Raw genomic sequence first — 22,010 nt, 5'->3', positions numbered from 1 at the left:
TTAATTCATTGCCGGCTCGCCAAGCAATTCAAGCGTGACGCTGACAATTTGGTCTGGTGTCGGCAAATATTGATCTTCAAGCACCGGCGAAAACGGCACTGGTGTATGCGGCGCTGTAATCCGCTTAATCGGCGCATCAAGCAAATCAAAGCCCTTATCGGCGACAATCGCAGCAATATCCGTGGCGATGCTGCAGCGCGGATTGGCTTCGTCAATGATGATCAGCCGGTTTGTTTTTTCTAACGATGTGAAAATCGCTTCCTCATCTAAAGGAGACAGACTCCGGGGATCAAGCACCTCGGCGTCGATGCCTTTCTCAGAAAGCTGCGCAGCCGCTTCAAGCGCAGTATTGACCTGCTTGCCGACCGCAAACAGTGTGATGTCGCTGCCTTCGCGTTTGATATCCGCTTTTCCGAGCGGAATTGTATAATAATCTTCCGGCACCTCGCCCTTCATGTTGTAGGACGTTTTATCTTCAAAAAAGAATACCGGATCATTGTCTTCTATTGCCGAAAGCAGCAAACCTTTGGCGTCATATGGATTGGACGGCACAACCGTCTTCAGACCCGGGATGCTGGTGAACAGGCCATACAGCGCCTGCGAATGCTGAGCGGCTGCCCGGAACCCGGCTCCGTATGTGGTGCGGACGGTGATCGGCACTTGCGCTTTACCGCCGAACATATAGCGGAATTTCGCCCCTTGGTTGATCACTTGGTCAAAGCACGTTCCGATAAAATCGTTAAACATCAGTTCCGCAATCGGTCTCAGCCCCGTGGATGCCGCAGCCATGGCCGCACCCATGTAGCCCGCCTCAGAAATTGGTGTGTCCAGCACCCTGCTTCTGCCGAATTCCTGTACGAGCCCCTTTGTGACCCCCAGTACACCGCCCCATGCTTCATCATCTTGCAAGTGATCGACCGCCGCTCCCCCGGCGACATCTTCACCGATCAAAAGCACATTTTCGTCTTTTCTCATCGCAAGCTTCATTGCTTCATTGAGCGCGTCCGACATGCTTATGACTCTCGCCATCTCACATTCCCCCTTTTTCATATGACACGTAGACGTCTGTCAACAGCTCTGACTCTTTCGGATATGGACTCTTTTCGCTGAACGAGACGGCTTTTTCAATCGATTCGCTGACACGCTGTTCGATGTCTGACAGTTTATTTGCATCTGTTTCTTTTAGAAGATAGTTTTTAAAGCCTTGGATGGCATCCTTTTCTTCAAGATGCTCAGTCTTTTCATCCTTTGTTTTATAAGTTTGGGCATCCCCTTCGAAATGTCCGTAGTTTCTGTAAGTCATACATTCAATCAAAGACGGGCCTCCGCCGTTTCTTGCTCTTTCTATCGCTTCCCCGGCTGCCTGATAAACTGCTAAAATATCTTTTCCGTCCACCGTGACCCCCGGCATGTTGTAGGCAGCCGCCCGATCGGCGATTGAATCACAGGCTGATGCGTACTCAAATGTCGTGGCTTCGCCGTAACCGTTGTTTTCGGCGATGAACACGACAGGAAGATTCCATACTGCCGCTAAGTTCAGCCCTTCATGGAAGGTCCCTTGGTTATTGGCTCCGTCCCCAAAAAAGCAAACGCTTACATTTTTAGTTTGTTTATATTTAGCCGTGAGCGCTGATCCGCATGCGAGCGTGAATCCGCCCCCGACGATTCCATTTGCGCCTAACATGCCTTTATCAAGATCCGCAATGTGCATAGAACCGCCTTTGCCTTTACACAGTCCGGTCGCTTTTCCGAATATTTCCGCCATCATGCCGTCCAGATCACAGCCTTTGGCGATACAATGGCCATGTCCCCTGTGTGTGCTTGTAATGCTGTCGCCATCATCTAAATGAGCGCACACCCCCGCAGCTACCGCTTCTTCACCGGCATACAAATGGACGAATCCGGGAAGCACTCCTTGCGCGAACAGTTCATGCACTTTGTCTTCAAAGCCCCTGATTTCCAGCATCTTTTGGTACATCCACAGCGCTTTTTCCTCAGTTAATGACAAGCCTTCTCGTTTTAACAATTCCATTTTGTGCGCCTCCTTCTATTTAGGGTTCACACTTATAAATGCAAGAAGCATGCCAGCCTTTGAAGCCCGTAAAATGAATGTTTTTATTTTTACAATGGAGACAGTTTGAGACAGGTGTCTCATTTTGTCTCGATCTGTTCCCTTTGTCTCGTTTTAAGGCATACAAAAAAGACCGGGCATCACCCTGTCTTTGACAATGATCGACGTATTTATTTCCTCGGAAATCTTTTAACTGCTTCATGCTTCTGCATACAGTCTATCGTGGCGTTTGAGTGGTTACACTCTTTTTTTCATATCCACGTGCTGCAGTTCATGCTTTTCTTCAACAGCCCGATTCAGCGCTTGAAGCATGTAGCCAATGCCTTTATACGATGACAAAGGCCAGGTGATATGCTGATGCTCTCCGATGACGGCGTTTAGGACGCTTCGGTATTTTTTCCCGCCAAGCATGACAAGCTCTTCGATGTCGGAAAAGCCTTTTTCATGAAATTGACGGCGCAGCTCGTCCGCTGCCATGATCTCCGGATGACCGGTTCCAAAAGTGACATCGTAATTTCCGGGAACCATATCATCCGGACGAAGGAATCCGTGCTTTGCCGACAAAATTACCCACTCATCGAAAAATGCTTTCGCATAACGCTCGCACGCCTGATGAAACGGGCTGAGATAAGCGTCTTCCGCCCTTACCGGACCTGTATCTGAATGGACATCCCAAATTTTTTTCTTGCCGCAGGGGATGATGCACAGTCGTTTCATTTTTCTCTCCCCTTTATGATGTATGTCCTATCAATGTACCATGATTCGTTTATTTCTGCATGACGAAACTGGCCATGGATCTGTCTGGGTAAAAACTGCACACAAAAAGACCCGGAATTCGTACGGAATCCGGGCCGGATGAAGAGTTGTTTATGTCACTCTTGCTCCATCCCATCAAGATACTTTCTCTCAAAGTCATCGAGCAATGCACGCACTTCATCTGTTGACTTTGTATTCATGCATTGATTTCTTAATTCACTTGCTCCACGGAATCCGCGGAGATATATCTTAAAAAAGCGGGGGAGCGGTTTATATGCTCGAGCTTCTGCTTTTGAATATTCATCATGAAGATCCAGGTGCAATCTCAAAAGATCAAGCAATTCCTTACTGCTATGCTCTCTCGGCTCCTTTTCAAAGGCGAATGGATTAGTAAAAATGCCTCGTCCAATCATAATCCCGTCAACACCGTATTGTTCAGCGAGTTTCAAGCCGGTTTCACGGTCAGGAATATCCCCATTGATCGTCAATAGGGTATCCGGCGCTATCTCATCACGAAGTTTCTTGATTTCCGGGATGAGCTCCCAATGCGCATCTACTTTACTCATTTCCGCTCTTGTACGCAGATGAATGGAAAGATTCGCAATGTCTTGTTTCAGTATGTGTGTCAGCCAGCCGCGCCATTCGTCTATATCCGTGTAGCCAAGTCTGGTCTTCACACTTACCGGCAGACCTCCTGCTTTCGCCGCCTGTATTAATTCGGCTGCAACTTCAGGACGGCAAATCAGGCCGCTTCCCTTTCCATTCCCCGCCACATTAGGTACAGGACAGCCCATATTGATATCCAGGCCCTTAAACCCTAATTCCGCCATCCCAATACTCATTTGACGAAAGTTTTCAGGCTTATCTCCCCATATGTGGGCAACCATCGGCTGTTCATCCTCCGTGAAAGTCAAACGGCCGCGCACACTATCCTTCCCATCCGGGTGACAATAGCTTTCTGAGTTTGTAAACTCTGTGAAAAACACATCAGGTCTGCCTGCTTCACTCACAACATGGCGAAAAACGACATCCGTCACATCTTCCATTGGTGCCAGTACAAAAAATGGCCGTGGTAATTCACGCCAGAAATTATCTGTCATAACAAATCCAAATCCTTTCATGATGGGATACAGCCAAACCTTTATCCCAAAATTAAAAACTGACCATGCTTCTTTTACACTTATAGCATGTGTCAGCACTTCTTATCAAACGATAGTAAATTTTGAACATTTCATTAACACACATAAATGGTATTAGGTTGAAACAAATCATTCATATTACTTGCTTTTGCTCTAATCAACGTGATCGCCTGTCCTCTTATGTTTCATTTTTTAAAATGAAAATCTGGAGAGGGCCGCGCAAGAAAAAGACCGAAGATCGACAATGCTCATTATTACTAAGAAGACTCTTTAATGTATACTTATGTCTACTTAATCTATTACGCATGCTACCTTCCCCCACATATATACAATTACGAGTTTGGTTTTTTAAATCTGTTACATAAACACCTTTCATTGATCTAAATTTTTGATCTTTTAGCCCATTTTATATGTTCAGGCAAAGGAATTTCAAAATTAATTGTATGATTAGCCTTTCCCTTAATGAAGAATTCCTATGGTAATTTGATTTTCAAATCCATTATCATCTCCTCCAAAAATCCACATTATAAAAAAATTCCCTATTTATCTATCAACGCTTAGCTTGCCTAACATATATCTTTAATAGTAATTACATCTTAAAAATAGACCCACCATTTATCTCTAAGTTTAGCTGTAGGCATAAATTTAAGCTTGCATTCAATGAGTGGAGCTTAATTTTTTTATTCTGCAATTTTTTTAATCTTTTTAATTTCATCCTTCTCTAAACCTAATCTTTGCAATAATTCTTTATCGTATTCGATAAAATCACCTAATTGATCATTATAATATGGGTATTGAACAGTTAAATCATTTATCGCAAGGTTTCTATAATTCTTTTTGACTCTTATATTTCCCAACTCTATTTGTGGAGGATTTTTCAACATATTAATTAGCTTTTCAGATGTTATATTTCCTTCAAAATCTTCGTGATACGGTTTTAAAGATCTATTTCCTATTGAAAAACCCGGGGGATTCCTATCTAAAAACCGAACAAAAGCTGAAGTATCAGCAATATAGCAATCATTATAATACATACTTTCACCAAGCATTGCTGTCGTTACAATAACTTTATAAATATTTTTAGGATGCCATTCTTCTTCTAGTTTCAATTCTTCTCTTACAATGTTTATATTCTCCACGTAATAATCAACAATACGATTTAGTTGCTCGACAGCACTTCTTTCTTTATGGCTTTTATTTATCTTTTCCGTTTCCCTTTGTATTATCTTTATTAAGAAATTATAATATTCCCTAATAGTTAGTGGTTGACCAAAGGCTTTTAATTCTACAAAGAACAAATCATTGTCAATAGTAAAAACTACATCACATTCATATGTTTCACCATTAACAATTCTCTTTAGTCTTTTCGCACCAATATCTAGCTTGTTTAGTTTATTTAATATGTATTCTTCTAATCCAGTACCCTTAAAAGAAATATCCACTTTCTTCTTATTTAACAGAGATATCAATGACATTGAAGGATCTATATGTGATGCCACAGAAGGAATAATAATCAAACTGTCATTATGAACGACAAAAGGACAATCTAACAAATCTTTTGCATCTTGATTAAATTTGAAGTTATTGATGATTTTAAGAGCACTGGCTTGAGATACTCCCTTTGAAACAAATAAGTTTATCCAGTAAGTTTCAGTTTTCATAATAGTCCAATTATTTAAGTTTAATGGTTTAACTACTTTTGACTCGAATCTTTCCTTTAAATAATTTTCAGCCTCAATTTGAATTACAACGTAAGCTCTAATCCATTCTGCGAGTGACACACCTAAAAGCCTTATATTTAGATCATGAGTGTGTAGAAATTCTCCTATCGCAATACAATAATATGCTTCATTCTCGCAAAGATAATGAGCTGGAGGTAATTTCTTTGCATTTTGATCAATTTTACGTTCCAATTCTGTTTTATCGGCTAAATTAAAATCCGTATACCATTTACTTCTTTGATCCTTAAATCTCACTTTTGAGATTTCTTGTGCATGTAAAAAATCTTCATTCTTGGGCTGGATGTGAATTTTCTTATTATCTATATCAAAATCTGTACCGATAAAACGCCATTTTTGTTCAATGTTCAAAAGAGACGACCACAAATCAAATAGTTCAATATGCTCTCTTGCGACTCTTATGTGACTCATGCGCATAGTTTCAAGTTTTCCTATATTACCTTTTCCACCTCCCATAGACTTCAGTAAACTCCCCGCAAACTCTGCAATACTATCAGCTATACCTAATACACGATTTATATCTTTTTGAGCAGGTAATATTTTTTGTTTACCTTCATCAAACAATGAGATGACGTATGGATACACCTCTTTAATTCTATGTATAGAATTCCCATTAATATACTCAATTAGAGAACCTAACATAATCTCTAAAGAAAGAATAAATGTTATTACCTCTCTCTTCTGAGGAATTTGGTCTAATTTCCTGGATGATCTCAATTTATAAAAATCCTTAAAAATTGAATTAATTATATTAATTTTTTCTTCAAAATTATCAATTAACTTAATATCACTCTTATAAACTGCTTTAATGTTAGATATGACTTTTTTTGATATCTTTTGTCTATTATTGTAGATGTTAAAACAAACGCCTGAGACTCTAACGATTTCTAAAGTATCTTCCAGAGAATTGTTTTGCATAAATTCGTTTAAAAAAGGAATAAATTCCTTTGAATCTTTAAACAAAGCCTCAAGTTCATAATGGTTCCATATTTTCAAGTTGTTCTCTCCTTCTATATTTTTTTAACAAATCCACTATATATATTTCTCCATTTATGTCTAGCTATAATCAAGACTTCTATCGCATGGGGTTTGTATTGTATATCTATTACAGCTTTATATTTCCGTTACCAAAACCCGCATGCAATTGGATCTTATAGACAGTCAAATCTTCTCCTTGGTTTATAATAACCCAATTAATCTCCCTTATAATAAGCAACTTTATACTTTCCTGAACTTCGCTTATGTACTTTGGGTACGAATTAATTTCTTAATGGGAACTATGAACTATCCCTCATTAAATGAAAACTTCCATTCCTATTAGTTTACTTCCCAATATTTAAATTTATACATACTCTTAAAGGAATCCGTTTGAGATAAGGCAATTTTCTCTGCTTTTCTTTCATCATATGAGGACATACCAGTAATACCAAACACCTCAAATATTATATCCTTGTCTTTATTGATAACGTATCCATCCGGAATAAAACTTCCATAACCTTCTATTGGCAAATAAGGCTTATAAAATGTTAGATTATCTTCACATAACCGATCATATATATTTTTTTCATGAGAACTTTCACAATATAAACCTCTACCAGATATCGGTATTAAACAGTAATTTTTTAGAGTCATACATTTATGATACTTGTCTTCTTTATACACAAAACCTGCTACCACATATTCAGGGCTATGCGGTTCTATTTTTTTCTTGTGTTCATATTCCTCCTTTTCAACATAGAAGCGATTAGTTCGCCCAAAAGCATCTTCACAATACAGAATATCTTTTTTTGTATTATCAAATAGAGTATCTTCTCCAAGCGGTATTACACTATTTACATACATGTAAACAAAATAGATATCTTTTTTTACTTTTACATTCCATATGCCTACTTGTTTATAAAACATCTCGTTTAAAGTTTTTCTTTTTCTCGATAACCTAATTCGAGCCGATATACCATAAACATGTTTAGCTAACTCATATTTATCATTAGGAACTCTATGTTTTTTTCCTAACACCATACTTTCCCACGCCATCATATTTATTCTTGTGGCTAAGCCAAAAATCGTTGATACATTTTTATTAGATCCCGTTCCTTCATGATAAATCACATTATTTCTCACATTACTGTTTCTTTCGTTATTATCCCCTAGCTGAGAAAGATGTAATTCTTTAATTCTAACAATATGTAATCCCTCTTCCTCATCGTAGCTCCAGGCCTTTTCATATGGGCTTGAACCCACAAATTGAGGATGTCGGCAACAATCCTTGGAATGTTTAAATTGTCTGGTAGAATTATATAAATACGGTGATTTTGCATTGGAAACTTTAAGCACTATCTTATCAGAACACTCACACCTTAATTCTATTTCTCCCTTTTCATTCCTAGTTTTTAAGTTTAGTAACAGAGATTCTTTTATAGGTGAATAAGGTAGTTTTGTTATGTTTCCTTTTGGTTTTTCAATTACAATAAATGATTTTTTGACCAATATATCCCTTCCTCCTATATTAAACAGACTACAATTCAATTATAGTTGAAGTTAACACAAAAATCGTTGAAGAATTTCCAAAAATCTTATATTTTAGAATTACTATTAAAAGGAGGAAAAAAGAATCGAAAAGACAGCCAGGGCAAAGGCTGCGCATAAAAAAACCCGGAAATCGGAAATGTTTATACCGAAATCCAGGTCTGATTACGAATTGTTTATTTTAGTTAGACGATTTTAATACAAGCTTCGCCACGGCTTCCACATGAGCCGTCTGCGGAAACATATCAACAGGCTGAATATATTCGACGCGATAGTCCTTCGACAGCGTCTGCAAGTCTTTCGCCAGTGTGGAAGGATTGCAGGATACGTAGACGAAGCGTTTCGGTTTTACTTTTTTGATGGTATCTAAAAATGTTCTGTCACAGCCGGTTCTCGGCGGGTCGACGATGACCACGTCAGGGCGGAAGCCTTCTTTCGTCCATTTCGGGAGCCAGTGTTCGGCAGTTCCTGTGACATATGCTGCGTTTTTGATGCCGTGTTTTTTGGCGTTTTTCTTCGCATCGTCAATTGATTCTTTAATGACGTCCATGCCGCGGATCTCTTTTGCGCCGCTTGAAACCCACATGCCGATCGTACCGACGCCGCAATACGCGTCTACGACTTTTTCTTTTCCTGTCAGCTGAGCCGCTTGTTTCACTTCGTCATACAGCTTGACCGTCTGCTCAGGGTTGAGCTGGAAGAAGGCGCGGGCGCTCAGTTCAAATGACACGTCACCGAGCACCTCTTGAATGGCATGGCTTCCTGCCAGCGCTTTTGTTTTGTCACCGAAAATGACGGATGTGCGCGCGCCATTGACGTTTTGAATAATCGATTTCACTTCCGGCAGCCGGTTCTGAATGGCTTTGACGATCTCATCTTTATTCGGCAGTGTCTCTTTCGCGGTGACAAGCACGACCTGCACTTCGCCTGTTTCAAAACCGACTCTCGTCACGATGGTGCGGACATCGCCTTTTTTGGTCCGTTCGTTATAAACGGATACGTTGTGTTTTTCCAAAATACGGCGGACGATACCCGTTGTTTTGTTTGTCGCCGGATGCTGGACAATGCATTCCTTAATCGGAACGATTTTATGGGAATCAAGTCCGTATAAGCCGGCAATGATGCTGCCGCTTTGCGAGCGTCCGACTTGGAACTGGCTTTTGTTCCGGTAATTCCAAGGGTTGTCCATTCCGATCGTATCTTTAATGTTCATTTCTTCGACATTGAATCTCGTATGACGTTCCAGAGACTGAATGACGATGTCGCGTTTTTCGCGAAGCTGCTGAGTGTATGCCAGATGCTGAAGCTGACAGCCGCCGCACTGGTCGTAGACCGGGCATGGCGGCGTGACGCGGTGTTCAGACGGCTTGCGGATTTTTTTGACACGTGCTTCTGAAAATTTCGGCTGCACATTTGTCGCTTCGGCAACGACTTCTTCACCGGGCAGAGCGCCGGGAACGAAGACAACTTTTTTCTTAAAATAGCCGACGCCCTCTCCGTTAATGCCGAGACGTTTGATGGTCAGCGGAAATGTCTGTCCGATTTTCAATTCGGCAGGCGCCTTTTTTTGATGTTGATTCACGTTTTTTTCTCTCCGTTTCTATATAAAGCCTTCCTCCTGGGAAAACGGCTGATTTGAAATATCACATCTTTTCAGTATAACATGCAGCCGGCGGTTCCTTCATGTTTTTCACTGGAAGTTTCCAAAAATCCTCATCATTCAATACTTCTCCACAAGTACAAGGACGCATAGCTTAAATACGGCGCCCATTCGCTGCTTACCTGGAGCATCACGTCTTTTGACGGTTTATCCTCAAGGGCGAAGCGGCGTTTGACGGCGTTTTGCAGGCCGATGTCCGCCAAAGGAAACAGATTCGGGCGGCCGAGGCCGAACATGAGGACGTTTTGGACGGTCCACGGGCCGATGCCTCTGATGGTGATCAGCTTTTTCATAATGTCTTCATCCGACAAATGGGTAAGTTCCGCCAGATTGAGCGCTCCTTCTGCAATCATCCGTGAAATGTCAATCGCATATTCCGCTTTTCTCATGCTGAACTGGAGCTCCCGCAAGTCCTGATACTCAAGCCCCGCGATCGTTTTCGGCTCGGGATAGCACCAGACGCCGTCTTTTTGTTCACCGAAGGCATGGACGAACCGTTCTGTTAAAGTAAAAGCGAAGGACAGGTTGAGCTGCTGGTGGATGATGCATTTCATGAGACAGTTGTAGACGTCATATTCCAAGACGAGCGGGGTTCCCGCATGCTCCTCAAAAAGCGCCGACAGATTTGTTTTTGAGAAATGATCAAGCACAGGCTGAAGCGGCTGCTCCCACTGAAAAATGTGTTTGATCCGTTCAATCATCTCCTCGCGGTCCGTTTCTCCGCTGACGAGAAAGACCGGGTCTGCGGCGGTGCCTTCCGCTTGAACCGTGATGACGGACAGTTTGCCGTCCCGTGTTCTGAGCGGCACTTTGATTGATCTTGCATGAAGATCGACCGCATTCAGCGGATCGAGCGACAGCCTTTCAAGGACTTTATCAAAATGATACGGCGGTGTGACCGAAACCGTTTCCTTCCACATATGCTCCACCCCTTTTTGTCCAAGTATATCATGAAGCGGCCGGGCGGCAATTCGTATACTTTTCTTCATAACGCCGCATGATATAATGGCAGGCGGAGGGTTGTTTATGATACATATAACCGCAATCACAACACATAATGAGATATTAGATAATATCCCCCTATCACGTACAGAACAACCGGACATCGCATGGTACTGGATTGATTTTTTCGGCGCTGAGATGCATGAAACCGAGCTGCTGCGTGATTATTTTCACTTTCATCCGCTTGCGATCGAGGATTGCTTTCAGCATATGCAGCGGCCGAAAATCGACCATTATGACGGCTACCGTTTTTATGTGCTCCACGCCTTGAACCCGGACACACTGGAAATGGAAGAGGTGGACATTTTTCAGTCCGACCGTTTCATCGTCAGCTTCCATTTGCACGAATCGCCCGGCGTCTCAAAGGTGAGAGAACGGTTTTTCGCTTCTCCGGGATTAGCCAAAAAAGGGCCCGGGCACATCACTTATATGATTATGGATCAGCTTGTCGATGAATATTTCCCCGTGCTGTACAAAATTGAAGACCGGCTGAATGAAATTGAAGACAGCAGAACCCATAAATCTTACGGCACTTTAATGAATGAAGTGTTTGAATTGCGGACTGATCTTTTGAACCTGAGGCGGACGATCATTCCGATGCGCGATTTAATGTACCGGATTTTGAGCCTTGACCATGTAAAAGAAAGCCGTGAAACGAAAGCGTATTTCAGCGATATTTATGACCACCTGTTAAAACTGGCTGAGCTGATCGAGTCAAACCGTGATATGACGTCAGATTTGCGGGACAGCTATGTGACGCTGAATTCAAACCGGATGAACGCCATTATGATGACATTAACCATCGTCTCGACCATTTTTATCCCGCTGACGTTCATCGCGGGGGTTTACGGCATGAATTTCGATAACATGCCTGAGCTTCATTGGAAATACGGGTATTTTATCGTTTTGGGCGTAATGGCCGTTCTTGTGGCCGCCATGCTGTTTTGGTTCGCCCGCAAAGGCTGGTTTAATATTTTCAAGTAAGAACGGCTGCCGGCTGTTCTTTTTTTTGAGAAAACATGATAGTCTGGAAAAAAACGTAAAGAGGTGTGCGCCGTTACCATCCTTTCTCACAAAATCATTTCTTCTGTCCTCCTGGCTTTCAGTGTCATGTCCATTGCCCCGCTGTATAACGGCCGTACGGTGTCTGATTACATCTTTGAGTCGCTCGGCTTTTCCTCTTGGCTGGAAGATGGAGCCCATATCTCCGTCATTCCCGGGGTCGTGCTTTACTTTGCGGCGTTAATCTGGTGTGCCGCCGCGTTCAGGCGGACGCTTCCCGCGGCGGGGCTGTTTCTGATCTTTCTCAGTATGGGGGCCGCTTCCGGTATCAGTCCTGCCACCGAATATGCCGTTTTTTCCTTAAAACAGTTCGCGCCCGAAAAAGAGGCTGTCGAATATGTGAAGCACCGCAGCGAATGCAGTCATCTGGTTGAGCGAAAAAGAGCAGGCATGAGCTGCACACTTTATATCAATCATTACGGAAAAGGGGAACAAACCATTTCTGTCACCCCGGATTTATCAGAAAACATAAAGGACGTCACATTCAAATCAAAAACATTCACTGTAAAACCCCGTTCAAAAACAATCATCAAAACTCGATTTACCGGATTTTATAAGGGGAAAGCCGCCTCAGACTCCGGATGGTCTTCAGAACCTGAACTGAAAGTGGCAATCCTGTACACAGCAGATTAACCATTTTGCATGTATAATGGTGGAAAACTTTTCATTGGAGGGACTGTGAAATGAAGATCGCCATCGTCGGACTCGGCAATATGGGCCGCCCCATCGCCGAAAATATCATGAAAGCCGGATACAGTCTGACTGTATATAACCGGACGAAAGAAAAAGCGGCTGACCTGCTGGATAAAGGGGCAGAATATGCCGAAACGCCCCGACAGGCAGCTGAACATGCGGACATCGTGCTGTCCATGCTGTCAGACGATGACGCCGTAATAGATGTAACGTTCGGAGCTTGCGGCATTATTGCCGGGTTATCTGAAAACGGCATTCATATTTCAATGAGCACGATCAGTACGGTGCTGTCAGAACAGCTTTCCGCCGCACATTCGGGCAGAGGACAGTCCTTTATTGCCGCTCCCGTCCTCGGCCGCCCCGATGCCGCCGAGAAGGCCGAGCTTCGCATCATCACAGCCGGACCGGCGGAAGCGAAGAAAAAGGCCGAACCGCTGCTTAACATCCTGAGTCAGCAAGTATTTGATACTGGTGAAGAAACAAAAACGGCCAATGCCGCGAAAATCAGCATCAATTTCTTGCTCGTGTCCATGCTTGAGGCGTTATCTGAATCGTTCTTAATGATGGAGAAGTACGGGTTAGAACAAAAACAATTTTTAGAAATCGCCGGCGCGCTCTTTGGCTCTCCCGTCTATCAAAATTACGGCACGATCATGGCTGAGGAGAAATTTGAGCCGGCCGGTTTCAAAATGTCTTTAGGGCTGAAGGATACCAATCTGGCGCTCGCCGCCGCAGAACAGGTTTCCGCAAAACTCCCTCTTGCCGAACTGGCCAAGAGCCATTTTGAAAGCGGGATCGCACAAGGCTTCGGGGATCTGGATTGGGCCGCTTTGATTAAATGCCTGAAATAACAAAACACCTCTCCATTACCAGGAGAGGTGTTTTCTACAGGCGCGGCAGCTTCATTTCTTTCTCAAACATCAGGTCATCTATGCTTTTAAACGTGTAGCCTTCTTTTTTCAAATCGGTAATGGCATCGTCCAGAGCTTCTGAATTGTCCTTTGAAACGGTGTGGAGAAGGTAGATCGCGCCGGGATGAGCCTGCTTTATCATGTGATCATAGGCGTATTGTTTCCCTTTTTGCTCGTTAACCTTCCAGTCGACAAATGCGACGGACCAGAAAACGGTTTGGTAGCCGAGGCGCTTCGTTTCTTTGAGGACATATTCGCTGAATACGCCGCGCGGCGGACGGAGATACAGGTTGTCCCGTTTTCCGGTAATGTTGTACACAGCTTCCGTGACGGAATCGAGTTCGTCTTGAATCTGATCGCCCGTTTTTGTCGTCAGATCAGGATGATGAAAAGAATGATTGCCGATGATATGGCCTTCCTTTGACATCCGTTTAATCAAATCAGGCTGCTCTTTCACAAAATGACCCGTGACAAAAAAAGTGCCCGTGACGTGATGTTTTTTTAACACATCAAGCACTTTCGGGGTGTACCCATTTTCATATCCATTATCAAACGTTAAATAGATGGTCTTTTCTTTCGTATTGCCCAAATAAAAGGCATCATATTTTTTGACCAGATTGTTTAGCTGTCTGCCGGCATCCGGCGGCTGATGATTGACGCTGCGTTTAAATCCCCAGTTTATCCGTTCATTCGGCACGGCTTCTGCGCTGTTGATGCCTCCCGCAAGTAAAACGGCCATGCAGCAAATTGAACAAAACCATTTCATGACCAGCACTCCTTCTGCATTTTTCCTTATTTTGCAGTAGGCTCTGCCCTTTTATACAGCCGCATTATGGAAAAAGAAAAACCCCGGCATCCGCCGGGGTTTATTCCCAATCCTTTTTAAAGCGTTCGTATTTTGCTTCCAGATCATCAAGCATGCCGATGAGCCGGTCTATATCTTCAACGTCCGTTGATTCAGGGTCTAATGAATCAATGACATTCATAAACATATCGAGTCTGTTCTTCAGGTAATCGAGCTGCTGATCTTTGCTGTTTACTGCATTCCCCATACTTCCACTCCATTCATTTTTTATAATGGTAGCGTATTTTTTGCCGTTTTTCAATGGTTCCGCTACTTGCGATCTTGGCAGATCAGGTCTAAAATTAACAGTTGGCAGACGTTAGTATGCCCCATTTATAAAGGAGTTAGATAGTCATGACACAAAACACAACACTGCGTCCGATCACACCGGAGTACGATCCTTGGGAAGCGTACATGGATGTCGACCAGTATGGAGATATGAAACTGACGAACGTTGAATTCACAACAACGACTTTGTGCAATATGAGATGCGAGCACTGCGCCGTCGGGTACACGCTCCAGCCGAAAGACCCGGATGCGCTGCCGATCGACCTTTTATTAAAGCGGCTTGATGAAATTCCTCTGTTACGCTCTATCAGCATTACGGGCGGCGAACCGATGCTTTCGCTGAAATCGGTAAAGGAATACGTCGTCCCGCTTTTAAAATATGCGCATGAACGCGGGGTGCGCACACAGATCAATTCAAACCTGACGCTTGATATCGGGCGCTACGAACGGATTATTCCTTATTTGGACGTTCTTCACATTTCTCACAACTGGGGAACGGTCGAGGACTTTGCCGACATCGGATTTGCGATGATGGAGAAGAAACCGACATTTGAACAGCGGGCGCGCTATTTTGACAAAATGATTGAAAACAGCCGCACGCTTGTCGAAGCAGGCGTAATGGTTTCAGCGGAAACGATGCTGAACAAACGGACGCTGCCGCATATTGAACATATTCACCGGCAAATTACCGAAGAAATGAAATGCCAGCGGCACGAAGTCCATCCGATGTATCCGAGTGATTTCGCCAGCGCGCTTGAATCACTCAGCCTGAAGGACATGAGACAGGCCATTCATCATCTGCTCGACATTCGCGATGAAGAGACATGGATGCTGTTCGGCACGCTCCCGTTTTACGCATGCAGCCCTGATGAAGAAGACCAGAAGCTCCTCCGCCGCTTGCGGGAAGCGAAAAACGTTACGGTGCGAAACGACCCTGACGGCCGCTCCCGCCTGAATGTCAACATTTTTGACGGAAATATCATTGTCACGGATTTCGGCGATACACCGCCGCTCGGCAATATTAAAACAGACAGCCTTCCCGAAGCATATGACAAGTGGAGACAGACGAAGCTGAGCAAAGAGCTGAACTGCCGCTGCACAAACGTCCGGTGCCTCGGCCCGAACGTCCTTGTCAAAAACAGTTATTATCAGGACACAGATTTTTCATTACGAAAAGCCAGAGGTTAACAAAAGATGGAAACGACAATTACGGACATTTTGAAAAGCAAAGTGGTTGAGATCATCATCGTCGCTCTCGTGCTTTACGCCGGTGTTTTTCTGATCAACCGCTTTGTCCAGGTGTTATTTAAACGCACGGATTTCTTGGAGGAACGGAAAGGGAAAACGATTGAAAGCCTCGTCCGATCCATCACCCAGTATACGGCGACGATCGGTTTTATCTTTTACGTCATTTCTTTATTCGTTCATGATTTCGGCCGAATTTTAGCCGGGGCGGGTGTTGCCGGTATCGTTATCGGTTTCGGCGCCCAGTCGTTAATCAAGGACATATTGGCCGGTGTCTTTTTAATATACGAACGCCAGCTTCATAAAGGTGATTACGTGACGATTAACAATCTGTTCAACGGCACAGTCGAAGAAATCGGACTCCGTTCCCTCCAGATCCGTGAGTGGACCGGCAAGCTGCTTACCATATCTAACGGTGAGGTCAGACAGCTTCAAAACTATAACATTGATTTTATGCGGATTACCGAGTCCGTCGTGATCAGTTACAAGGAAGATCCCGAGCGGGTATACGCCGTGTTAGAAAAAGCCTGCGACATGCTCAATGATGAGCTTCGCGATTCACTGAAGCGGGATGAATTTCTCAATGCGACGGAGCCGTTTCAAGTGCATGGAATTATGAGTCTGAACAAATTAACCAGAGGCATTGAATTTACAGTGAAAGGCATGGTTCAAGACACAGAATACTTCTCGGCGAGCCTTGCGGTGAGACGCGTTCTTGCCCGGGAGCTGTACAACAACAATGTGCAATTGCTCGAGGAAATGTATCACACACAAAAAAGCTGATTCCCGAACCGGAATCAGCTTTTTTTATTTATCTCGGCTGCGCTGTCATTTGAAAACCGAATGTGACGTGATCCTGCACCGGAATCCAAGCCCCGATTCCTTGCGAAGTCACATTTTTGACGACAAGTTTCCGCTTGCTGCCTTTCAGCACCAAATACACTTCACCGTATGTTACTTTTCCTTTTTCATTAACGGCCGGAGCGTAGGCGTGCAGGTAGCCGAGCCGCTGCGGAGAAATTTTGTAGGTTTGATCGCGTTTTGTGCCTGCGCCGATAACCGTTTCAAATGCGAGCGGCAGTTTTGTTTTCTTCATCGCTTTTTGCATCATCATGCTTTTTACGTCTTCTGCGTTCGGCACCTTCGCTGTGAGCCCGCCTTTGATTTTGTATTGCTGTTCTTGGGCGTATGAGATAACCGCGGTTTGCTGTCCGCCCCGGTTATCCGCTCTGTTCGTATTGATTTTTTTATATTCCCAGTTGGCGACCGTTTCGTTCGACTGATAGCCGAGCGCCCATTTCCCGAGAAATATTGTCGCCCGGTATCCGATGGCAAGCGGTGAACCGGACACCGAGGATTCATTCAGCATCTTTATCAGATGCGGATTTTCGATGTTGATCTCGGATGTATCTAACAATTCCTTCGCCAGTTTGCTCGGCTGAAGCATCGGCTGGTCCTGTGAAGCATTCGGATACGTATTTTCCTTTGAAATGCTTACGACAGAGTTGGGAACTTTAAACGGTTTTTTTGCACCGGCAGACGGCGTTGCGAAAAAACTAAAGGATAACAGCAGAATCAGTGTGGCATGAAACAGCTTTCTCATCATATCACTCTTTCTATAGCATTTTCCTTTAGTCTTTTCCTCCGCAATCGTTGTTATCCGCATTTTTTACAGGTTAAAGCAGGAAAAAACCGATCGCCATAATGACATAAGCGGCAAGGAGCGTAGCCCCTTCAAACCAGTTCGAATCACCGTCATTTGAAATCATTGTCATCAAAAGGACGGATGAGATCATCGCGACAAGCTCGGGCAATGTGAATACAAGCGGCATATTGACCGGAAAAAAGATGGAACAGATCACAAGAACCGGAGCCACAAACATGGCGATCTGCAAAGTCGAGCCTACCGCGATTTCAACGGCGACATCCATCTTGTCTTTGTACGCCATAATAATCGCCGACGCATGCTCTGCGGCATTTCCGACAATTGCGACGATAATCACCCCGATAAACAGCTCGCTCCAGCCGAACTGTTCAGCCACCGCATGAAACGTATGGACAAGATTTTCAGATATGTAGGCGACGATAATGGTTGAAATAAATAAGACGGCTGTCGCTCTTTTCCCCGACCACTCAGGCTGCTCCTCTTCTTCCTTTGCCTCCGGCTGATTCGGCTGATAAACACCGCGGTGGGTGACGAGCTTGAAATAAAGAGCTGCCACGTACAAAAGGATCATAATGATGCTGATGCCGACACTCAAATCAAGCTTGTTTTTTTCCCCCATATCCATGGAAAACACTTCGGGAATGACAAAAGCTACGATAATGGCAAAAATCAGCAGGCCAGAATTATGCCGTGCATCATGAATATTGAATTCCTGCCGCTTGTATTTCAAACCGCCGATAAAAAACGACAATCCCGCGACGAGCAAAAGATTGCCGAGCACCGAACCGGTCAGTGAAGCAAGCACGATACCCGTCAGCCCTTCTTTTAAGGCAAAAAGCGATATAATCAGCTCTACCGCATTGCCGAACGTGGCATTCAGCAGACCGCCGATCCGCGGTCCCGCGATAATGGCAAGAGATTCAGTCGCTCTCCCCATATAACTTGCAAGCGCAATAATCGTCAAGCAATAAATAATAAACAAAACCGCTGACGGCCAGTGCATCAGGCCGCCGATGACTGAAAGCGGCACTCCCGCCGCAGCCGTAAAGAAAAAAATCCGATTCATATCTGCCTGGCTCCTTTTTTCGAATGAGTCTTTTTATATTCTTCTCAAAAACTCCCTCAATTACACTTCCGCGGCAGCCCGAATTGGCATTTTCAGGTTGCCGGACGCGACAAATCCGTGTACGATCAAGAAAGATACTGACGAAGGAGAAAATACGCGATGTCACGACTGTACTTCTTTATTTTGGTTCTGCTTGTTTCCATCTCCGGATTTTCCCAAGGCATGCTTCTGCCGGTGATCTCCGTCATTTTTGAAACGAACGGGGAATCAGCCGCTATAAACGGACTTCACGCAACCGGCCTTTATATCGGCGTGCTTCTGGCGTCGCCGTTTATGGAGGCCCCGCTGCGCAAGCTCGGATTCAAACCTCTGATGGTCATGGGCGGATTTCTTGTTATCATCAGCTTATTCAGTTTTATTTGGCTTCAATCCATATGGTTATGGTTTTTTCTTCGGCTGCTTATCGGAATCGGGGATCATATGCTGCATTTTTCAACCCAAACGTGGGTGACGTCAAAGTCAACGCCCCGAAACAGAGGAAGAAACATTTCGCTGTACGGACTGTCCTTCGGGCTCGGATTCGCTGTCGGCCCGTTCATGGTCCCTCTTGTGAAAACAAGTCCGTCCCTTCCGTTTATCGTATCCGGCTGTATCAGTCTTGCCGCCTGGCTGTTTGTATTTGTCTTACGTAACGAGTACCCGGCGCAAGGTCCGGATGAAACATCCGGGGACAACAGCGCAAAACGGTTTTACCGCGCCCTTCTTTTCGGCTGGGTCGCTTTTCTCCCGGCTTTCGGGTACGGTTTTTTAGAAACGGCGCTGAACGGAAGCTTTCCCGTGTACGCCCTGCGCTTAGGCATATCCGTCGATGCCGTCGCGCTGATATTGCCCGCTTTTGCCATCGGAAGTATTGTATTCCAGTTCCCTCTCGGTTTATTAAGCGATCGATTCGGGAGAAAACGTGTCCTGCTCGTCATCTTATTAACGGGTGCCCTTTGCTTTTTGACGGCCGGACTGTTTCCGTCGCCTTCTGTCATCGGCTGCTGCTTTTTCACGGCGGGAATGGCGGTCGGCAGTATGTTTTCCCTCGGCATCAGCTATATGAGCGACCTGCTGCCGTCCCATCTGCTGCCTGCGGGCAATCTGCTCTGCGGCATTTCCTTCAGCCTCGGCAGTATGATCGGCCCGGTGGCGGGCGGCTGGTATATGCAGCGGTTTGAAAACGCCAATTTGTTTTACTTTATTACGGTGATTCTGGTCTGTATTTGGCTTGCGCTCGTCTTCGGGAAAACAAAGCACAGTCCCGCATCCGAATCCCATTCTTTTCCGGCCTCATAAAAAAGCCGCCTGATCTAAGTCAGGCGGCTTCTTTCTAGTGGTATCCGTTCTGCCCGTTAGCGCTTCCGCTTGTTTTATTCTTCGGGCCGTTTTTGGAGTTTTGTTTATTATGGCTTCCGCCTTTTTTCGTATGCTTGGTCATAATCGATTCCCCTCCGTTTTTCAGCTTGAACGTCTCCGTTCCTCTATAGCTTGCTCCCGCGGTACGGATTTTCATCAGGAAGCTTTTTACGTTTATGTAAAAGCGCGTTGATTTCTCCTCCTAAAATCAGCAGTGTTCCCGTAAGGTAAAACCAGATCATAAGGACGATTATTCCCCCGATGCTCCCGTATGTGGCGCTGTAGTTGGCAAAGGTGCCGACGTAAAATGAGAACAGCATACTGACGATAATCCAGCCTGCTGCCGCAAATACGGCTCCCGGCAGCACAAAACGGAGGGAAAGCCTTTTATTCGGCGCGAAAATGTAAAGCGCGGTAAACACGATTAAAAGGATAAGCGGACTGATACCCCAGCGGACAACCGACCACACCTGCAAAAACAGGCCGGAGGCGCCGATGAAATCTGCGGCAAGCATTCCGATTTCTCTGCCGAACACCGGCAGAAGCAATGCGATTAAAATCGTAACCACCATCGCGATGGTTAAAAAAATTGAGGTCAGGCGAATAATGATAAATGAGCGGTTTTCCTCGACTTCGTAGGCATGGTTAAATGCTCTGACAATCGCGTTCATACCATTCGAAGCCGACCAGATGACGGCGATAATCCCGAATGACAAAAGCCCGCCGCTGCGCTTGTTCAGCGTTTGCTCCGTTATGGATTTCACCATGGACATGGCACTGTCGGGCGCGTATTGATCGACCGCCCCGAGCACGTCTTCTGCCGATATGGGAAGATAGGCGGTGAGCGTCAGCATGAAAATCATCAACGGAAACAATGACAGCAGGAAAAAATACGCCAGCTCCGCCGATTTACTTTGTCCTTCATGCAGAGAAAACCTTGCAAACAGCTCCTTTATAAAACTCATGACATCCCACCTCAATGATCGTTTTTCGAAAAATGCTCCTTCGTTTCTTTTAACAGGTCAATGACCTGCGGCGTCGTCTGCTTCAGCTTGGTGATCTGCCCGTTTAAAAAACTCAGATCTTCCGATACGGTATTGGCGATGATTTTCACTTGATCCAGTTTTGCAGAAGCCTGCTGTTTCAGGGCTTCAGGATGTTTTCGATAAAATGCCGCACGCCGCCTGCACGCGTCCATGTTCCGGAAACATGCCTCTCTTGTCGGCTTATGTAATAAGGACAGTGCTCCGCCGGCGGCAGCGCCGATCAGAATCGCTTTTGCCATGATGCGTGTCTGCTTCATCGGTCAATCCCCCTTATAAATGATGGTCTTTCTTTATTGTCTCCAGCAAATGACGGCACCCGGACTCGACCAAAGCGTACACCTCGCTGAAATTCCCGGTATAATACGGATCGGGCACGTCCGCAAGGTCCGACTCCGGTACATAATCAAGCAGCCTTGCAATACGCGGCGCCGCTTTTTTATAACCGGCCATGCTGCGCAGATGTCCGATATTTTCTGCATCCATCGCAATGACGTAATCAAAATCGGTCAGATCAGACTCACGCACCTGCCTCGCCGTGATGCCGCTTACGCTGATCCCTTTCTTCTTTAGGATCTCCTTTGTCCCTTCATGCGGCGGATTTCCCGCATGCCAGGCGCCGATTCCCGCTGAATCAATGTTAATCTGCCCGTTCAGCCCGTTTTTCTTCACCATATCAGAAAATACCGCCTCTGCCATAGGCGACCGGCAAATATTTCCCAGACAGACAAACAGCACATGTATCATATCGATAACCTCCCTATTCTTTCCCCGCATTTTGAGGATCAAAAACCTTATCATCATCTTAGCAACTTTTCTGCCGCTGTGGAAATAAGCTTTTATTCTAAATGAATTCTGTTAGAATAAAGGGTACGAAAACGGTCATGAAAGGATGCATGAA

Annotated in this window: 21 protein-coding genes; 6 read left to right on the top strand and 15 right to left on the bottom strand. The window is 44.8% G+C overall.

Annotation, left to right across the window (positions count from 1 at the left end; translation table 11 throughout):
• The 8 genes from acoB to AC3WTF_RS15095 all read right to left on the bottom strand — a co-directional run bounded on the left by acoB (position 1) and on the right by AC3WTF_RS15095 (position 10,811).
• Entirely contained in the window at positions 1-1,029 is a 1,029-nt protein-coding gene (gene acoB / locus AC3WTF_RS15130) for an acetoin:2,6-dichlorophenolindophenol oxidoreductase subunit beta (RefSeq protein ID WP_032867773.1), read from the bottom strand.
• A 1-nt stretch (position 1,030) separates the two neighbouring features.
• Positions 1,031-2,032, bottom strand: a complete 1,002-nt coding sequence (acoA, locus tag AC3WTF_RS15125) for an acetoin:2,6-dichlorophenolindophenol oxidoreductase subunit alpha (protein ID WP_003155540.1) — start codon at positions 2,030-2,032, stop codon at positions 1,031-1,033.
• Positions 2,033-2,308: 276 nt separating this feature from the next.
• The gene (locus AC3WTF_RS15120; protein ID WP_061581195.1) at positions 2,309-2,788 is read right to left on the bottom strand and encodes a DUF6884 domain-containing protein; all 480 of its coding nucleotides are present in this window, start codon (positions 2,786-2,788) and stop codon (positions 2,309-2,311) included.
• 155 nt (positions 2,789-2,943) lie between these two features.
• Positions 2,944-3,927 carry a tRNA dihydrouridine synthase gene (locus AC3WTF_RS15115; protein ID WP_007408522.1) on the bottom strand — a complete coding sequence of 328 codons (984 nt, stop codon included), beginning with the start codon at positions 3,925-3,927 and terminating at the stop codon, positions 2,944-2,946.
• 719 nt (positions 3,928-4,646) lie between these two features.
• Positions 4,647-6,701 carry a hypothetical protein gene (locus tag AC3WTF_RS15110; protein ID WP_232424286.1) on the bottom strand — a complete coding sequence of 685 codons (2,055 nt, stop codon included), beginning with the start codon at positions 6,699-6,701 and terminating at the stop codon, positions 4,647-4,649.
• 321 nt (positions 6,702-7,022) lie between these two features.
• Positions 7,023-8,192: a hypothetical protein gene (locus tag AC3WTF_RS15105; protein ID WP_052941788.1), complete on the bottom strand. Its 1,170-nt coding sequence runs from the start codon at positions 8,190-8,192 to the stop codon at positions 7,023-7,025.
• 220 nt (positions 8,193-8,412) lie between these two features.
• A complete protein-coding gene (gene rlmD, locus AC3WTF_RS15100) occupies positions 8,413-9,813 on the bottom strand; it encodes a 23S rRNA (uracil(1939)-C(5))-methyltransferase RlmD (protein WP_007408520.1) in 1,401 nt (466 codons plus the stop codon).
• 134 nt (positions 9,814-9,947) lie between these two features.
• Positions 9,948-10,811 carry a DNA-3-methyladenine glycosylase family protein gene (locus AC3WTF_RS15095; protein WP_015239403.1) on the bottom strand — a complete coding sequence of 288 codons (864 nt, stop codon included), beginning with the start codon at positions 10,809-10,811 and terminating at the stop codon, positions 9,948-9,950.
• A gap of 106 nt (positions 10,812-10,917) precedes the next feature.
• On the opposite strand from AC3WTF_RS15095, the gene corA reads away from it, so the two are divergent.
• From corA to AC3WTF_RS15080, 3 genes are all read left to right on the top strand, one after another.
• Complete coding sequence (gene corA, locus AC3WTF_RS15090; RefSeq protein ID WP_007408518.1) at positions 10,918-11,877, top strand: magnesium/cobalt transporter CorA; 960 nt, start codon at positions 10,918-10,920, stop codon at positions 11,875-11,877.
• 63 nt (positions 11,878-11,940) lie between these two features.
• Positions 11,941-12,588: a hypothetical protein gene (locus AC3WTF_RS15085; protein WP_020955508.1), complete on the top strand. Its 648-nt coding sequence runs from the start codon at positions 11,941-11,943 to the stop codon at positions 12,586-12,588.
• 50 nt (positions 12,589-12,638) lie between these two features.
• Positions 12,639-13,499 (top strand): NAD(P)-dependent oxidoreductase, encoded by an 861-nt coding sequence (locus AC3WTF_RS15080; RefSeq protein ID WP_047935452.1) that lies wholly within the window; start codon positions 12,639-12,641, stop codon positions 13,497-13,499.
• A 34-nt stretch (positions 13,500-13,533) separates the two neighbouring features.
• On the opposite strand, the gene pdaA is transcribed toward AC3WTF_RS15080, so the two are convergent.
• Together pdaA and AC3WTF_RS15070 are read right to left on the bottom strand one after the other, a co-directional pair.
• Positions 13,534-14,325: a delta-lactam-biosynthetic de-N-acetylase gene (pdaA, locus tag AC3WTF_RS15075; protein WP_020955506.1), complete on the bottom strand. Its 792-nt coding sequence runs from the start codon at positions 14,323-14,325 to the stop codon at positions 13,534-13,536.
• Positions 14,326-14,425: 100 nt separating this feature from the next.
• A complete protein-coding gene (locus tag AC3WTF_RS15070; protein ID WP_003155558.1) occupies positions 14,426-14,611 on the bottom strand; it encodes an SE1561 family protein in 186 nt (61 codons plus the stop codon).
• A gap of 146 nt (positions 14,612-14,757) precedes the next feature.
• Here AC3WTF_RS15070 and yfkAB point away from each other — a divergent pair, with 146 nt between their 5' ends.
• Positions 14,758-15,879: a radical SAM/CxCxxxxC motif protein YfkAB gene (gene yfkAB / locus AC3WTF_RS15065; protein WP_007408514.1), complete on the top strand. Its 1,122-nt coding sequence runs from the start codon at positions 14,758-14,760 to the stop codon at positions 15,877-15,879.
• Between the two features lie 6 nt (positions 15,880-15,885).
• Positions 15,886-16,719, top strand: coding sequence for a mechanosensitive ion channel family protein (locus AC3WTF_RS15060; RefSeq protein ID WP_007408513.1), 834 nt, complete (start codon positions 15,886-15,888; stop codon positions 16,717-16,719).
• A gap of 28 nt (positions 16,720-16,747) precedes the next feature.
• Here AC3WTF_RS15060 and AC3WTF_RS15055 read toward each other — a convergent pair whose 3' ends face one another.
• Both AC3WTF_RS15055 and cax read right to left on the bottom strand, forming a co-directional pair.
• Positions 16,748-17,542, bottom strand: coding sequence for a YfkD famly protein (locus AC3WTF_RS15055; protein WP_094031586.1), 795 nt, complete (start codon positions 17,540-17,542; stop codon positions 16,748-16,750).
• 70 nt (positions 17,543-17,612) lie between these two features.
• A complete protein-coding gene (gene cax, locus AC3WTF_RS15050) occupies positions 17,613-18,668 on the bottom strand; it encodes a calcium/proton exchanger (RefSeq protein ID WP_007408511.1) in 1,056 nt (351 codons plus the stop codon).
• A 159-nt stretch (positions 18,669-18,827) separates the two neighbouring features.
• On the opposite strand from cax, the gene AC3WTF_RS15045 reads away from it, so the two are divergent.
• Positions 18,828-20,006 (top strand): MFS transporter, encoded by a 1,179-nt coding sequence (locus AC3WTF_RS15045; protein ID WP_007408510.1) that lies wholly within the window; start codon positions 18,828-18,830, stop codon positions 20,004-20,006.
• Between the two features lie 185 nt (positions 20,007-20,191).
• On the opposite strand, the gene AC3WTF_RS15040 is transcribed toward AC3WTF_RS15045, so the two are convergent.
• The 3 genes from AC3WTF_RS15040 to AC3WTF_RS15030 are packed head-to-tail and all read right to left on the bottom strand — an operon-like array spanning position 20,192 to position 21,856.
• On the bottom strand, positions 20,192-21,031 hold the full coding sequence (locus AC3WTF_RS15040) for a YihY family inner membrane protein (RefSeq protein WP_007408509.1): 840 nt from the start codon (positions 21,029-21,031) through the stop codon (positions 20,192-20,194).
• Positions 21,032-21,042: 11 nt separating this feature from the next.
• On the bottom strand, positions 21,043-21,369 hold the full coding sequence (locus AC3WTF_RS15035) for a hypothetical protein (protein WP_012117079.1): 327 nt from the start codon (positions 21,367-21,369) through the stop codon (positions 21,043-21,045).
• A 13-nt stretch (positions 21,370-21,382) separates the two neighbouring features.
• Positions 21,383-21,856, bottom strand: coding sequence for a low molecular weight protein-tyrosine-phosphatase (locus AC3WTF_RS15030; RefSeq protein WP_007408507.1), 474 nt, complete (start codon positions 21,854-21,856; stop codon positions 21,383-21,385).
• Between the last annotated feature and the right edge of the window lie 154 nt (positions 21,857-22,010).

This window comes from Bacillus sp. EB106-06-01-XG163 (assembly GCF_058791615.1).
This window is presented reverse-complemented; position numbering and strand designations above follow the sequence as displayed.

Coding starts and splice junctions, on each gene's coding strand:
- acoB (WP_032867773.1), bottom strand. CDS start 1,029: ATGGCGAGAGTCATAAGCATGTCGGACGCGCTCAATGAAGCAATGAAG.
- acoA (WP_003155540.1), bottom strand. CDS start 2,032: ATGGAATTGTTAAAACGAGAAGGCTTGTCATTAACTGAGGAAAAAGCG.
- AC3WTF_RS15120 (WP_061581195.1), bottom strand. CDS start 2,788: ATGAAACGACTGTGCATCATCCCCTGCGGCAAGAAAAAAATTTGGGAT.
- AC3WTF_RS15115 (WP_007408522.1), bottom strand. CDS start 3,927: ATGACAGATAATTTCTGGCGTGAATTACCACGGCCATTTTTTGTACTG.
- AC3WTF_RS15095 (WP_015239403.1), bottom strand. CDS start 10,811: ATGTGGAAGGAAACGGTTTCGGTCACACCGCCGTATCATTTTGATAAA.
- corA (WP_007408518.1), top strand. CDS start 10,918: ATGATACATATAACCGCAATCACAACACATAATGAGATATTAGATAAT.
- AC3WTF_RS15080 (WP_047935452.1), top strand. CDS start 12,639: ATGAAGATCGCCATCGTCGGACTCGGCAATATGGGCCGCCCCATCGCC.
- pdaA (WP_020955506.1), bottom strand. CDS start 14,325: ATGAAATGGTTTTGTTCAATTTGCTGCATGGCCGTTTTACTTGCGGGA.
- AC3WTF_RS15070 (WP_003155558.1), bottom strand. CDS start 14,611: ATGGGGAATGCAGTAAACAGCAAAGATCAGCAGCTCGATTACCTGAAG.
- yfkAB (WP_007408514.1), top strand. CDS start 14,758: ATGACACAAAACACAACACTGCGTCCGATCACACCGGAGTACGATCCT.
- AC3WTF_RS15060 (WP_007408513.1), top strand. CDS start 15,886: ATGGAAACGACAATTACGGACATTTTGAAAAGCAAAGTGGTTGAGATC.
- AC3WTF_RS15055 (WP_094031586.1), bottom strand. CDS start 17,542: ATGATGAGAAAGCTGTTTCATGCCACACTGATTCTGCTGTTATCCTTT.
- cax (WP_007408511.1), bottom strand. CDS start 18,668: ATGAATCGGATTTTTTTCTTTACGGCTGCGGCGGGAGTGCCGCTTTCA.
- AC3WTF_RS15045 (WP_007408510.1), top strand. CDS start 18,828: ATGTCACGACTGTACTTCTTTATTTTGGTTCTGCTTGTTTCCATCTCC.
- AC3WTF_RS15040 (WP_007408509.1), bottom strand. CDS start 21,031: ATGAGTTTTATAAAGGAGCTGTTTGCAAGGTTTTCTCTGCATGAAGGA.
- AC3WTF_RS15035 (WP_012117079.1), bottom strand. CDS start 21,369: ATGAAGCAGACACGCATCATGGCAAAAGCGATTCTGATCGGCGCTGCC.
- AC3WTF_RS15030 (WP_007408507.1), bottom strand. CDS start 21,856: ATGATACATGTGCTGTTTGTCTGTCTGGGAAATATTTGCCGGTCGCCT.